Genomic DNA, 13,957 nt, shown 5'->3' on the forward strand with positions numbered 1-13,957 from the left:
CTTCGCTTAGTATCTTGAGCGCACACTATCTGATTAATATTGCAGCAATATTAATTTTTTATTGCAAAATGATGACGATAAGTCTTTGAATACACTGTCGTATAATTAATTCAGCACGACTAACCGGGACCGATATGACTAATCCATTACTTGAAACTTATACCTTACCGCCGTTCTCCCGCATTAAACCGGAGCATGTAGAACCGGCTGTGATCCAGGCCATTAATAAAGCCCGTGAGGCCGTTGACCAACTGCTCACGCAGCTGGAGCACCCCACATGGGAAAACCTGGTCGAGCCGATGGAAGAGATTGAAGCCAGTATCGATCATGTCTGGTCACCGGTAAGTCATATGAATTCGGTGGTGAATTCGGAAGCCTTGCGGGGCGCCTACAATGCCTGCCTGCCCAAACTCAGCGAGTTCGGCACCGAGCTGGGCCAGAACGAGGCTTTATATAAAGCGTATAAAACGCTGGCTGACAGCCCGGTGTATCAGCAACTGGATACGGCGCAGAAAAAAGTCATCGATAATGCGCTCAGAGATTTCCGTTTGTCCGGTGTTGAATTGGCACAGGAGCAACGCGAGCAGTATAAAAAAATCACCCAGAAATTGACCGAACTCAGCGCCAAGTTCGAGGAAAATCTGCTCGATGCGACGCATGCCTGGAAAAAACATATTGCCGATGAAGCGATGCTGTCCGGCCTGCCGGAGTCGACGGTTGCGATGGCGGAGCAGTTTGCCAAACGGGACGGCCTCGATGGTTGGTTGTTCACTCTGGATTTTCCATCCTATATGCCGGTGATGTCTTATGCCGACAATCGCGAACTGCGTGAGGAAATGTATACCGCATTTGCCACCAAAGCCTCTGACCAAGGGCCTAATGCCGGTAAATGGGACAACACTGAAGTGATGGCCGAAATCCTCAAATTACGTCATGAGCTGGCGCAATTACTTGGCTTTGCCAATCATGCCGAGCGTTCGCTGGCCACTAAAATGGCCAAGACACCTGAACAGGTGCTGGAATTTTTGAATGATCTGGCCGCCCGCTCCAAGCCGATTGCGGAAAAGGAATTTGCCGAACTCAAAGCCTTTGCCAAGGAAACTGCCGGCATGGAGGATCTGGAAGCCTGGGATGTGACCTATTTTGCCGAAAAACTGCGTCAGCAACGCTACGCGATTTCGCAGGAAGAATTAAAACCGTATTTCCCGGAAGACAAAGTGGTCTCCGGCCTGTTTGCGGTAGTTAACAAATTGTACGGACTTGAAATCACTGAGCGTACAGATGTCGATACCTGGCATAAAGACGTACGCTTTTTTGAAATTCGTGATGCCGAGAGCGAACTGCGCGGTCAGTTCTATTTGGATCTGTATGCACGCCAGCACAAACGCGGCGGTGCCTGGATGGATGAATGTCTGGTGCGCCGAAAAACGGCTGATGGTATTCAGACACCGGTCGCTTTTCTGACCTGTAACTTCTCGGAACCGGTCGGCGATAAACCGGCTTTGTTTACCCATGATGAAGTCACGACTTTGTTCCACGAGTTCGGTCATGGCCTGCACCATATGCTGACCAAGATTGATTATGCCGGGGTGTCTGGCATTAACGGTGTGGCCTGGGATGCGGTCGAACTGCCCAGCCAGTTTATGGAAAACTGGTGCTGGGAACGTGAAGCGCTGGACTTGATTTCCGGTCACTATCAAACCGGTGACAAACTGCCTGACGATCTGTATCAGAAGATGATCGCGGCGCGTAACTTCCAGTCGGCGATGATGATGTTGAGACAACTGGAGTTTTCATTGTTCGACTTCCGCTTGCACCTGGAGTTTAACCCTGACGAAGCGCACCAGGTTGACAAGATCCTGGCCGAAGTCCGCGATAAGGTTACTGTGGTGAAACCGCCTAAATTCAACCGTTTTGCCCATAGCTTTGCCCATATCTTTGCCGGTGGTTATGCAGCGGGTTACTACAGCTATAAATGGGCGGAAGTGTTATCAGCCGATGCCTTCTCCAAGTTTGAGGAAAAAGGCATCTTCGATCGCCAGACCGGGTTGGAATTCTTGAGTTCGATCCTGGAGCAGGGTGGTTCGCGGGAACCAATGGAACTGTTTATCGAGTTCCGGGGGCGTGAACCTGAAATTGATGCCTTGCTGAGGCATTCAGGCATCGCGGCCTGATATGGTGAAAATAAGAAAAGGGGCAACTGCCCCTTTTCTCGTTTTAGATAAAGCTAAATTTAGCGTAACTGACTATCTTTACTGCCACGCCGGTTGAATAGACCGGCTGCCTTGTTTTCCTTATCGATGATTTCCTGACATTTCACGCACAGACGAACGCCGGGAACGACCTCTCGTCGTCTTAGTGGGATTTCAGCGTCACACTCTTCACAATGGGTTAAGCTTTCACCTTTCGGTAAGCTATCACGAGCGTGTTTAACAGCATCTTCAACACTGGCATCAATCTGATCTTGAACGGCTCCATCACGGGACCAACCTCCAGCCATAACAACCTCCAACTGACTGTATTTATAGTTTTATTCTCTCATAGTGAGAAGTTTGAGGGAATCCTAATAAACACAAACTAACTGAATTAAACCTCGTTGTTTTTGTCTCAATCCAACTACGTTTTATTATTGATTAATTACCCTTACCACTTTCACGATGCGCGGCTTCCAATAAACGTTGTCTGAAGAGCTGATAATGACGCCTTTAGATTCTGATGAGTGGATGAAGCTAAGTTTATTACCTTGAACTTTGTTGATAATGCCAACGTGATAAATCTTACGGTCAGAGGTTCGGAAAAAGATTAAATCTCCTGACATGGCTTTATTTTTGGTTATCGTATTGCCTAATCTGGATTGTTGCTGCGCCGTGCGAGGCAGTGCAATTTTCACTTGCGAATACACCTCATGGACCAGACCTGAACAGTCTATTCCCGCTTTAGTTGTGCCGCCATATTGGTACGGTGTGCCTAACCATGAATAAGCGTTATCCAATACTTGGCTGGTAACGGAATCAGTGCGTGCTGCCGTTTTTATTGGTTGTGTAGGCGTAGTGCTGCATGCCGTTAAAGCACACAAGCAGAATAACCAAAAAAGCTTAGAACAAGACATAGATGTGATGATACCTCCCAAAACTGATTTATATCCTATCGTTGACTACGTCTTGTTTGTGTGAAGTAGGTATTAGTCTTGTTGGGCTAAAAGGGAAGTGTTCCATTTAATCGAACCAAGCCAATCGTCTTTTTAACGATACCAATCAACTCGTGATAAATCGGGCACTGTGGATTGGCTTGATAGTGATGTTGATTTCCCACCTTTTGCAAAGTCAAAATGCCCGCTTTATGCATGCGATCCAGCTCACGTTTGATGGTACCTACACCCATACCCGTCAAACGCAATATTTCCTTGGTATAAAAACTTTTCTGAGGTTGCCCATATAACAAGCTCAGCACCCGTTGCTGGGTTTCTGTAAAAAGGGCTGCGCTTAATTGGCTCATAACAATCACCATCGTTCACTTTTTGGGAACCTTCAAGGCTTTAAATATATTTTTGTGAGGAATTTCATTGCAAGATTAGGTGCTGAAGCATTCCTGTTTCATCCAATGCGTAATTGAGGAATGCTCGTATCTAGGGTAATGAAAATGTTGGGTTTTGTGCCTCAACCCAACCCGCGCATTATATTTTATCTGCTATTTTAGGACGAATTGTACGGATGATTTCCAGATAACCTTCTCGATCATTCTGTTCCCTGATTTAAATACGATAAAGATTGAGTAAATCATGGAACCAAGCTTGATTGGTTTCATCCTAAGGAGTCTAACTATTTCATATTTTTATATCGACTGGCAACGAGCGATCGGTTGAGCCTGATGCTTTCAGACGACTTCACTTTCTCAAACTGGCTGTGAAACTGATAAGCTACCTCCACCCAATAAGAACAAAGCAGATTAATGAAATACACTGATTTACGTGACTTTATCGACGGACTCGAAAAACAGGGCGAATTAAAACGCATAACGACCGAAGTCGATCCGGCTCTGGAAATGACCGAAATTGCTGACCGTGTGTTACGTGCTGGTGGTCCTGCATTGTTATTTGAAAATCCGAAAGGCAGTGAAATACCGGTATTGGTGAACCTGTTCGGTACACCCAAACGGGTGGCGATGGGCATGGGCGAAGAGAGTGTTGATGCCCTGCGTGAAGTGGGTAAATTGCTGGCCTTTTTGAAAGAACCCGAACCACCCAAGGGCATGAAAGATGCCTGGGATAAGTTGCCGGTGTTCAAACAAGTTTTGAATATGGGGCCCAAGGTGGTGAAATTTGCTGCCTGCCAGCAAGAAGTGTTGGAAGGTGATGAGATTGATTTGGGCAACTACCCGATTCAGTTATGCTGGCCGGAAGATGCGGCACCGCTGATTACCTGGGGTTTAGTGGTCACCAAAGGACCGCATAAGGAACGTCAGAATCTGGGTATTTACCGGCAGCAGGTGATTGGCAAGAACCGGGTGATTATGCGTTGGTTATCGCATCGTGGCGGGGCGCTGGATTTTAAGGAGTGGCAGCAGGAACATCCGGGCGAGCCGTTTCCGGTCAGTGTGGTGTTGGGCTGCGATCCGGCGACTATTCTGGGGGCGGTTACACCTGTGCCGGATAGCTTGTCTGAATATGCCTTTGCCGGTTTGTTGCGTGGCAGTAAGACCGAGTTGGTCAAATGTATAGGCAATGATTTGCAGGTACCGGCCAATGCCGAGATTATCTTGGAAGGTTTTATCTATCCTGATGATATGGCACCGGAAGGGCCGTATGGCGATCACACCGGTTATTACAACGAAGTCGATAGCTTTCCGGTGTTTACCATTGAACGTATCACCCAGCGTAAAAATCCGATTTATCACAGTACTTATACCGGCCGTCCGCCTGATGAACCGGCGATTCTCGGGGTGGCGTTAAACGAAGTGTTTGTGCCGATCCTGCAAAAGCAGTTTCCGGAAATTGTCGATTTCTATCTGCCGCCGGAAGGCTGTTCCTATCGCATGGCAGTGGTGAGCATGAAGAAACAATATCCCGGTCATGCCAAACGGGTGATGATGGGAGTGTGGTCGTTTTTACGGCAGTTTATGTATACAAAATTCGTGATCGTCGTCGATGATGATGTGAACGTGCGTGATTGGCAGGATGTGATTTGGGCTATTACGACGCGTATGGATCCCATTCGTGATACCACGCTGGTGGAAAATACGCCAATTGATTATCTGGATTTTGCCTCACCGGTGTCGGGGCTGGGTTCCAAAATGGGTATGGATGCGACTAATAAACTGCCCGGTGAAACCGATCGTGAATGGGGTCGACCGATTGAACGTGATCCGGATGTGGTAGCAAGAGTTGACACAATCTGGGAGTCGCTGGGGCTGGACTGAGTCAGGCTGACAAGCGCAGACTGATGTTTATGAGTCTGTGAATCAGGGAGAGCAGCATGATCGAAAGCGCTCTATTGCTGTTTCTGGTTATCGATCCATTCGGTAATCTGCCTTTTGTGCTGGCGGTGATTGGCGATTCGCCGCCAGCGCGCTACCGGCGCACCATCGTGCGTGAAACGCTACTGGCATTTGTCGTGCTGACGGTATTTACGCTGGCAGGCGATCAGGTTCTGGGCTATCTGAGTATCGAACAGGCCTCCTTAATGGTCGCCGGCGGTGTTATCCTTTTTTTGATCTCCTTGAAAATGATCTTTCACTCTGCGAAGGAAATCTTCGATAGTGATTATCGGGATGATCCTTTTCTGTTTCCTATTGCTGTGCCTTCGCTGGCGGGACCGTCGGCCATTACCGCAGTGATGATCCTGCGTTCACAGCAACAAACCAGCGTTGAGCAGTTGCTGGCCGCCTTGTTTCTGGTCATTCTGGCAACGTGCATCGTTTTACTGCTGGGACGGCGGATAAGTGGCTGGCTGGGGGTACGAGGTATTCGAGCTGTGGAAAAACTGATGGGGCTGCTGCTCAATCTGGTGGCGGTCAATATGATGCTGGTGGGGGTCAAAGATTTTATGGCGTTTTGATTCGTTCACTGATGATGTCAAAAGCCAGAAATATGTCCATGAGGTGAAGGAACGAAGTAGTACAAAATATTTCAAAAATGTATGAAAGGCTGTCTGGTCTTGAGCAAAAAACAATAATGAAAACCCGGCGCAGCGGTCTATGCAGTGGCGTTGACAGAGGGTGGTCTAGCATGGCGATAAAACAGAATATCGATTCAAATGTCTGGCTGCAGCATGCCTGGCGTAATCGTGTACAGTCGTTGATGTTGCTGGCGGTGATGGAAGGGTTTCTTGCCTTATTGGGCTGGCTGCTGTGGGGGCCGCCCGGCATCCTGATTCTGTTGATGGTCGGTATTATGGGCACTTTGTTCAATCAGTCCATCTCACCCTGGATGGTGATACGGATGTATGATGCCATACCAATTAGGCCGCATCAGGCACCGATGCTCGACGAGGTGGTGTCGCAACTTGCCGAGCGTGCAGAACTGCCGCAACGGCCGGATCTTTACTATGTGCCGAGCCGCATGCTCAATGCCTTCGCTGTCGGTTCTCCCAGGGAGTCGGTGATTGCGGTCACTGACGGCCTGTTAAGACAATTGACCTTGCGAGAAGTGGCCGGTGTACTTGCACACGAACTCAGCCATATTCGGAACAACGATCTGCAGGTCATGGGGCTGGCGGATTTGTTCAGCCGGACTACCCGTTTATTGTCTCTGGTAGGGCAAGCCCTGTTGTTACTGAATCTGCCCCTTATTGTATTTGCCGAACAAACCATAAATTGGTTTGCCATTGCATTGCTTATTTTCGCGCCGACGATTAGTGCTATGGCGCAGCTGGCTTTATCACGCACCCGTGAATTTGATGCTGACTTGAATGCCGTTCGCCTGACAGGAGACCCCGATGGTCTGGCCTCTGCACTGGCCAAGATCGAACAAATTCAGGGCGGCTGGCTGGAACGTATTTTTATGCCGGGACGGCGCATACCCGACCCTTCACTGCTGCGTACGCATCCGGAGAACGACGAGCGCATTGCCCGCCTGATGGCACTCAAACCGCATCTGGCGGATTTTGACCGCTCCTTGCTGGAAGAACTGCCGCTGAATACGACGCCGTTGTTTGATAAGCCGGCCGTGCGCCGCCATCCCCGCTGGCACAGCAATGGCTCGTGGCACTAGCATAACTGAACCAGCCAGGCTTTTGCTCAGCCGGAGAAATAGCCGATTATCAGATAGAAGATATTCAAAGCGGCCAAAGCGATGATCAGGTAAAAAGTGATTCTCATACCCAGCACGCGGCGTCTGACATTACTGTTTTTAAGTGCTGAAGCATGGAGCAGACGGCTGCTGATTAAGGTGATGCCGGCAAGATGAATCAGCCACCAGGGACCGCCGGCCCATTCCAGCAAGATCATCAGAATCAAACTGATCGGGATATATTCGGTGGCATTGCCCTGACTACGGATAGCGGCCTGTAATGCTGGCTGACCGCCATCGCCGAGCCCTACATGCAATTGTCTGCGCAGGGTAATGACATTCGAAGACAGTTTGACGATAAGCAATGCACAGAGGCTGGTATACAAGGCAGTGATCATGATGATGTTTCTTTACTGTGCCCGTCGGTGTTTTCCTCCACCCAGCGGGCACCATCCGGACCGAATTCCTGCTTCCAGAACGGAGCATGATATTTAAGTTCTTCTATCAGCCAGTTACAGGCATCCAGGGCGGCACGGCGGTGAGCCGACCAGCAGCTAATAAGCACAATAGGATCGCCGGGATAAATATCACCGACCCGGTGTACGATCAGGCAATCCAGCAACGGCCATTGCGCTCTGGCCTGCTGCTCCAGCTTGTCCAGGTAACGTGCCGTCATTTGCGGATAATGCTCCAGCTTCATTTTGCTCAGATCCTGGCGGGTGCTGAAATCGCGCATGGTGCCGATAAAGCTGGCGATAGCACCAAACTGCCCCGACAGTTCGTTTGCAGACTGTTGCTGGCTAATGGTTTGCCAAGGATCAAACGGTTGCTCCGACACCCAACTGCTCATGTCAACCTCCGGTTACCGGCGGGAAAAAAGCGACTTCATCACCATCATGGACCGGCGTGTCGAAATGGGCATATTCCAGATTAATGGCAACCAGCACATTATCCGGTTTGGGTGCGTTATTGGTTGCCAGTTCCCATGCTTCGGCAGCATTGGCTGCCTGCGCCACCGCCACATGTTCCTTACCGATTTTCTCGCGCAGGCTGGCAAAAAATTTGACTTGAATACTCATCTGGTTGATCGTTTTAGCAATTAAAAATTAAAGGATAACATTTACGATGTCTGAATTGACTCATTTTAATCAAGCGGGTGAAGCACATATGGTCGATGTCGGTACTAAAGCGGTGACCGACAGGGTCGCAGTGGCGGCCGGGACGATTAAGATGTTGCCGGAAACCTTTGCCTTAATCGAACAGGGCGGACACAAAAAAGGTGATGTACTCGGCATTGCCCGGATTGCCGGTATTATGGCGGCAAAACGGACTGCTGATTTGATTCCTCTTTGTCATCCGCTGGCTTTGACCAAAGTGTCTGTCGAATTTGAGCTTGATAAAGCAACTGCAGCGGTGCATTGCCGTACCGAGGTCGGTACCAGCGGCCAGACCGGTGTGGAAATGGAAGCCTTGACTGCGGTGCAGGTAGCCTTATTAACGATTTACGATATGTGCAAGGCAGTTGATCGCGGCATGGTGATGACCGATATTCAACTGCTGGAAAAAGCCGGTGGTAAATCCGGTCACTGGCAGCGTTCTTAAGCGAATATTTCCTTGAAGCTGACCAGTTCGCCGGAGCGGGAAAAGTCATAACCTGACAAACAGGCCAGCTTCTGTTGGAATGCGTCACTTTGCAGTAAAGATATAATCTCGGCAACGCGTTCATCCTCTGCCAGATCGCGTGGTAGCGCAAGGCAGTAGTGCTCCCAAACCAACGGAATAAACTCCAGGTTGAACTTGTCCGCTATCGGTGCGATACCAAATCCGGCATCAGCGGCGCCACTGGCCACCATAGCCGCAACGGCCATATGAGTAAACTCTTCGTGTGAATAGCCTTTGATCCGGTTGACCGCGATCTGATTTTTATCCAGCAATTGATCAAGCAGCAGGCGCGTACCCGAGTCAGCTTGCCGGTTGATAAACGTCACATCATCGCGAGTCAGAGCATGGAGCTCGTCAATTTGTTTCGGATTATCTTTAGCCACCATCAGCCCCTGATTACGTTTGACTACGTAAATAAGCTGGTGGCTGTCGGGACTGAGGATTTTGAGATAGTTGGGTGATAGCTGATGACCCAAATCACCGACCGGGATATGAAAACCGGCAATATGACATTCACCGTTTCGTAAAGCACGCAGGCTTTCCAGACTGCCATGAAAATGCAGATCGAGTTTGAAACCGGATTGTTGATTGATCAGATCCCTTAGCGCGCCGACAGCAAGACCATGGCTGGCAAAAATATTAAATCTATCGCCGTCACTATGTTCCAACACGGTTTCGAACTCGCGTTTGAACTGGGTGGCAAAATTGTCCAGCTCGGGTGAAAACGAAGCGGACAGATGACGGTGGGCATGCATCAATTTTTCACCTGCGGCTGACAGCCTGGCGCCTCGCCCACGCTCCAGAATCACCAGTGGTTGCCCAAGTATGGATTCCCATTTACCCAGCAGTCCCCAGGCAAACCGATAGGAGACACGAACCCGGTCCGTGGCTTTTTTTAATGAGCCTTCCGTTTGCACGGCTTCCAGCATTTGAAATAACACCGTGTCGATGTTGTGAGTTTCGCCGTCCTGGTTAAGTTGCCAGTGGAATTTTATTTTAATATCCATAATATGAATCAATGTACATATTTTTTAGTAATCTAATCCCTATTAAACTGTACATGTTATTTGAAATATATGTAAGTAATAACATATATCTCAAATTAACGATTTTAACCCTTTCAAGGAATGACCTATGAAAATAAAAACAACGTTATTGGCCGCTAGTGTGGCGGCTGCTTTAAGTACACCGGTTTATGCCGGTTCCGAAATAGAAACTTTGATCAATATGCTCCACGAAAACGGTATGGTCAGCGATGAGCAATATGGGCGTTTGAAGGCAGAGCTTGAACAGAATCAAAGTCAGGCTGCCGAGGAAAAAGCTGAGGTCGACAAGAAACTGGCCGAAGCGACCAAACCTTCCGATGTCGAAGTGGCGGTGAAAGGTGGGGTTACTGTTAAAACGCGCGACGGTAATTTCTCCACCAAAATCGGTGGCCGGCTGCAGGCTGATGCGGCGACTTATGGCGGCGATCCTGACATCGGTGACGGTACTGAAATCCGCCGCGCCAGACTCTATGTTGAAGGCACCATGTATCGGGACTGGGGTTTTAAACTGCAATATGATTTTGCCAGCACCGGAGCCAATGGCAAGGGCATTGCTGATGCCTATGTGGCCTACAATGGTTTTGACAATCTGCAAATCAAGGCCGGTAACTTCAAGGATCCGTTCAGCCTGCAGGAGCAGACCAGTTCCAAGTTTGTATCCTTTAATGAGCGTGCGCTTCCCTCAGCCTTTGCGGCAGGTCGTCATATTGGCGTGATGGCGTCAACCAAACAGCAACACTGGTCGCTGGCGGCTGGCCTATTTGGTGATTCATTAACCGCTACCAATGGCAGTAGTCATGATGAGGATGAAGGCTGGGGTGCCGGTACCCGTGCTACCTGGGCGCCTGTTAATGAAAAAAACAGCGTGCTGCACGTCGGCCTGGGTTTGAATTATCGCGATACCGGCGGTGCGGGTACCACATCGTTCCGCCAACAGCCGGAAACGCATATCGGTGGAATCAATATTGTTGATACCGGCACTATCGACGCGGTGAAAGATTTTTACAAAGTCGGCGCCGAAATAGCGACTGTGCAAGGGCCTTTCTCAGCGCAGGCGGAATATATCACCACCTCGGTTAACCGTAACAGTGGCTCTGATCTGGATTTTGACGGCTGGTATGTACAAACCGGTTATTTCCTGACTGGTGAGTCACGCAACTATAAAAACGGCGCCTTTGGCGGCATTACACCAAAAGCTAATGCCGGTGAAGGTGGTATCGGTGCATGGGAGCTGGCTTTGCGATACAGCACGCTGGACTTGACCGATGCTGATATTGATGGCGGTGAAGCCGATGCGGTCACCTTGGGGGTGAACTGGTATCCGACCCCGACTTTGCGCTTCTCGGCTAACTACGTCGATGTGCTGGAAGTTGATGGCGGCACGCATGATAACGAAGAACCGACAGTATTTCAGCTGCGTAGCCAATGGGCTTTCTAATTATCAAATTCCCAAGGTAATCAAATTCCAGAGTATTTCGCTAAATTATTTCCAAAAGGAATAAAGTAATGAGACTAAATAGAATATTGGCGTTTTTCTTATTTATTATGCTCAATTCCACGGCCTTTGCCGTGGAGCATCTGAAGCTTTCTACAACAACCAGTACTGATAATTCAGGACTGCTGGCGGTATTACACCCGGTATTTGAAAAAAAATATGATGCCAAGGTTGATGTGATCGCGGTGGGGACCGGCAAGGCGTTGAAGATTGGCAGCAATGGCGATGTCGATGTAGTGTTTGTCCATGCACCGGCCGCTGAACTTAAGTATGTCGAGTCAGGCGATTTTATCGATCGCAAAGCTGTGATGCATAATGACTTTGTGATCGTGGGGCCTGAATCGGATCCAGCTGTTATTGCTGAAGCAAATAGTGCGGTGGAAGCATTGCAGCGTATTGCCAAGGCCGAGGCTAGCTTTGTCTCACGCGGCGATGATTCCGGTACCCATAAGAAGGAAAAAGCGTTGTGGCAGGCGGCAGCGATCAGCCCTGAAGGGAAATGGTATATCGCAGCGGGTCAGGGCATGGGCGCAGTATTGAAAATTGCCGATGAAAAACAGGCCTATGCATTGACTGATCGTGGCACCCAGATTGCCTATGCAGACAAGATGAGCTTGAAAGTCATTTTCGAAGGTGATGAGGCCTTGTTCAATCCTTATCATGTGATGGCGGTGAACCCTGAAAAACACGGCCATATCAAATATGATCTGGCAAAAAAATATATTGAATTTGTCACAGGTGAAGAGGGGCAAGCGATTATCAAAGGCTTCCAGAAAGGCGGACAACAATTGTTTTATCCTGATGCCTTAATAGCCGAATAATTGAATAAGCGGGTTGCCATAACGCAACCCGCCTTGTTTTTATTTGGCTTTTTTCGGTTTGACTTCACCGATGGCACCATCGGAACGGGCTTTAAGATAGCGGTAAAGCTGTTCACGACCACCGTTCATAACCTGCGGATTAGATGACCAGGCCGGCATGCTGCCTATGGTGCCGGTTTTGCCGTCAGCCACAGTCGTAAAAAATTCATCTTTGCTGATGATAGTCAGGCTTTCAGCCAGGTTAGGTCCGACCATACCCTGGCCGTAAGTGCCGTGACAGCGGGCACACCAGTTTCTATATAGTTTGAAACCCTGATAGGTTTCAGCATCCAGTTCATTGCCGTTGCTGACTTGATAGCTCTCTGCTGCCTGCATTGTCAACGGGGCGGCCAGCATTGTTGTAAGGATTAAAATGCTTAAATTAAGCGTTTTAAATGGTGACATCTGCTTGTTCCTCCATCATTCTATTTATGTTGTCATGGTTATCAGTTTGATACCGGCAGCTAACCTTGTCCGGTTAGCATAAAGTGTAATCAAAATAACCATTGCATAAATATGTGATTTGCTGTCAGCCATATGGGATATGCCATAGCCTGACTGGCAGATGCCACTAACCCTGGCTGAGCAGAGTGCGTAAATCAATGGTGGCAGCATGAGCCCGGGAAATATAGGAGCCCATCACCAGCGAGTGATTAGCAAACAAACCAAAACCGCTGCCATTAAGGATCACCGGGCTCCAGACGGTTTTCTGCGTCGCCTCCAGTTCGCGAATAATCTGGCGCAGACTGATTAAAGCATTTTTCTTCTTAAGAATATCTTCAAAATCATGTTCTGCGGCTTTGAGTAAATGAATCAAAGCCCAGGTTGTACCGCGGGCTTCAAAAAACACATCATCTATTTCATTCCATGGCGTTTGAGTAATGACTTCAGAAGCTGTCGGGGTCGATTGATGTGCATCAGGATCGCCTGCGAGATCAGTATTAATGCGAATCTGACCGACACTGGCGCTTAACCGCTGTGACAGGCTGCCCAGCCGTTTTTCGACAATAGCCAGCCAGTCAGCCAGGTTATCGGCGCGGGCATAAAACTGGGCTTCATCGCCCTGAAGGCTGAGACGGTTGAGATAAGACTGCAAGGCTTTTATTCCCTTGCGGTATTCGCGTTCAGAGGGAGGGAATAACCAGGACTCTGAATTGAAATTGAATTGGGGTTCGGCAATGGCCAGATCAGGATCTTCCCGAGACTGCGATTGCGAACGGCTGATATCGTTGCGCAATGCCCGGGAGAAGTCCCGAATCTGCACCAAAACGCCGAACTCCCAGTTAGGAATATTGTCCATCCACACGGACGGCGGCATCACATCATTGCTGAGGTAACCGCCGGATTTATCAAGCAGCGTTTGTGCGAGTGTTATCAGGGCGGCGGTTGAGGTGTACCCCGTCACGGTTTGCTGTTGATGATCAGCGGCCATGTCCTGGGCATTAACCACCGGATCAAACCGGGCCGGGGTTACGTTCCACCACAGCATCAGCAGAACCATTAACACCACAACAACCCCGGCACCGACGCTGAGGATTTTGATAATGCGGCTGCGGGTCGCGGTGTCTGCCATATCGTCACTGACCGCCCAGCCGAGGTTGCGAATTTTTTGGAAAAAAGGTTTTAAGGCCATATCAATCTCATAAATGAGGGAATGGAGAACAGCTTA

At 49.1% G+C, this 13,957-nt stretch carries 16 protein-coding genes; 7 read left to right on the forward strand and 9 right to left on the reverse strand.

Annotated elements, in window-relative coordinates; genetic code table 11:
* The first annotated feature begins 134 nt into the window (after positions 1-134).
* Complete coding sequence (gene prlC / locus OMP95_RS06310) at positions 135-2,174, forward strand: oligopeptidase A (RefSeq protein WP_266327088.1); 2,040 nt, start codon at positions 135-137, stop codon at positions 2,172-2,174.
* A 59-nt stretch (positions 2,175-2,233) separates the two neighbouring features.
* Here prlC and OMP95_RS06315 read toward each other — a convergent pair whose 3' ends face one another.
* The 3 genes from OMP95_RS06315 to OMP95_RS06325 all read right to left on the reverse strand — a co-directional run bounded on the left by OMP95_RS06315 (position 2,234) and on the right by OMP95_RS06325 (position 3,495).
* Positions 2,234-2,500, reverse strand: a complete 267-nt coding sequence (locus OMP95_RS06315) for a DksA/TraR family C4-type zinc finger protein (protein WP_266327089.1) — start codon at positions 2,498-2,500, stop codon at positions 2,234-2,236.
* A 126-nt stretch (positions 2,501-2,626) separates the two neighbouring features.
* On the reverse strand, positions 2,627-3,109 hold the full coding sequence (locus OMP95_RS06320; protein ID WP_266327090.1) for a C40 family peptidase: 483 nt from the start codon (positions 3,107-3,109) through the stop codon (positions 2,627-2,629).
* An 86-nt stretch (positions 3,110-3,195) separates the two neighbouring features.
* A complete protein-coding gene (locus OMP95_RS06325; protein WP_266327092.1) occupies positions 3,196-3,495 on the reverse strand; it encodes a hypothetical protein in 300 nt (99 codons plus the stop codon).
* A 453-nt stretch (positions 3,496-3,948) separates the two neighbouring features.
* On the opposite strand from OMP95_RS06325, the gene ubiD reads away from it, so the two are divergent.
* From ubiD to OMP95_RS06340, 3 genes are all read left to right on the forward strand, one after another.
* A complete protein-coding gene (gene ubiD, locus OMP95_RS06330; RefSeq protein ID WP_266327094.1) occupies positions 3,949-5,415 on the forward strand; it encodes a 4-hydroxy-3-polyprenylbenzoate decarboxylase in 1,467 nt (488 codons plus the stop codon).
* Positions 5,416-5,471: 56 nt separating this feature from the next.
* Positions 5,472-6,053, forward strand: coding sequence for a MarC family protein (locus tag OMP95_RS06335; protein WP_266327096.1), 582 nt, complete (start codon positions 5,472-5,474; stop codon positions 6,051-6,053).
* A gap of 170 nt (positions 6,054-6,223) precedes the next feature.
* Positions 6,224-7,207, forward strand: a complete 984-nt coding sequence (locus OMP95_RS06340) for a zinc metalloprotease HtpX (RefSeq protein WP_266327098.1) — start codon at positions 6,224-6,226, stop codon at positions 7,205-7,207.
* 26 nt (positions 7,208-7,233) lie between these two features.
* Here the strand turns inward: OMP95_RS06340 and OMP95_RS06345 are convergent, their stop codons facing one another.
* Genes OMP95_RS06345 through moaD form a run of 3 tightly spaced genes read right to left on the reverse strand, consistent with a single transcriptional unit; the run spans position 7,234 to position 8,304 of the window.
* Positions 7,234-7,623 (reverse strand): MAPEG family protein, encoded by a 390-nt coding sequence (locus OMP95_RS06345; RefSeq protein ID WP_266327100.1) that lies wholly within the window; start codon positions 7,621-7,623, stop codon positions 7,234-7,236.
* Positions 7,620-8,075, reverse strand: a complete 456-nt coding sequence (locus OMP95_RS06350) for a molybdenum cofactor biosynthesis protein MoaE (protein ID WP_266327102.1) — start codon at positions 8,073-8,075, stop codon at positions 7,620-7,622. Before OMP95_RS06350 ends, OMP95_RS06345 begins: the two co-directional genes overlap by 4 nt.
* Before the next feature lies 1 nt (position 8,076).
* A complete protein-coding gene (gene moaD, locus OMP95_RS06355; protein ID WP_266327104.1) occupies positions 8,077-8,304 on the reverse strand; it encodes a molybdopterin converting factor subunit 1 in 228 nt (75 codons plus the stop codon).
* Between the two features lie 46 nt (positions 8,305-8,350).
* On the opposite strand from moaD, the gene moaC reads away from it, so the two are divergent.
* Positions 8,351-8,827 (forward strand): cyclic pyranopterin monophosphate synthase MoaC, encoded by a 477-nt coding sequence (moaC, locus tag OMP95_RS06360; RefSeq protein WP_266327106.1) that lies wholly within the window; start codon positions 8,351-8,353, stop codon positions 8,825-8,827.
* On the opposite strand, the gene OMP95_RS06365 is transcribed toward moaC, so the two are convergent.
* The gene (locus OMP95_RS06365) at positions 8,824-9,894 is read right to left on the reverse strand and encodes a substrate-binding domain-containing protein (protein ID WP_266327108.1); all 1,071 of its coding nucleotides are present in this window, start codon (positions 9,892-9,894) and stop codon (positions 8,824-8,826) included. The two genes, moaC and OMP95_RS06365, sit on opposite strands and share 4 nt — an antisense overlap.
* Before the next feature lie 127 nt (positions 9,895-10,021).
* Between OMP95_RS06365 and OMP95_RS06370 the strand changes: the two genes are divergently transcribed.
* Both OMP95_RS06370 and OMP95_RS06375 read left to right on the forward strand, forming a co-directional pair.
* A complete protein-coding gene (locus OMP95_RS06370) occupies positions 10,022-11,371 on the forward strand; it encodes an OprO/OprP family phosphate-selective porin (protein WP_266327110.1) in 1,350 nt (449 codons plus the stop codon).
* 68 nt (positions 11,372-11,439) lie between these two features.
* Positions 11,440-12,249 carry a substrate-binding domain-containing protein gene (locus OMP95_RS06375; RefSeq protein WP_266327112.1) on the forward strand — a complete coding sequence of 270 codons (810 nt, stop codon included), beginning with the start codon at positions 11,440-11,442 and terminating at the stop codon, positions 12,247-12,249.
* Between the two features lie 39 nt (positions 12,250-12,288).
* Here OMP95_RS06375 and OMP95_RS06380 read toward each other — a convergent pair whose 3' ends face one another.
* Entirely contained in the window at positions 12,289-12,693 is a 405-nt protein-coding gene (locus OMP95_RS06380; protein ID WP_266327114.1) for a c-type cytochrome, read from the reverse strand.
* Positions 12,694-12,859: 166 nt separating this feature from the next.
* The gene (locus OMP95_RS06385; RefSeq protein WP_266327116.1) at positions 12,860-13,921 is read right to left on the reverse strand and encodes a DUF2333 family protein; all 1,062 of its coding nucleotides are present in this window, start codon (positions 13,919-13,921) and stop codon (positions 12,860-12,862) included.
* Positions 13,922-13,957 lie beyond the last annotated feature (36 nt).

It is taken from the genome of Methylophaga sp. OBS4 (assembly GCF_026319305.1).
In the GTDB taxonomy this organism is placed as follows: Bacteria; Pseudomonadota; Gammaproteobacteria; order Nitrosococcales; family Methylophagaceae; genus Methylophaga.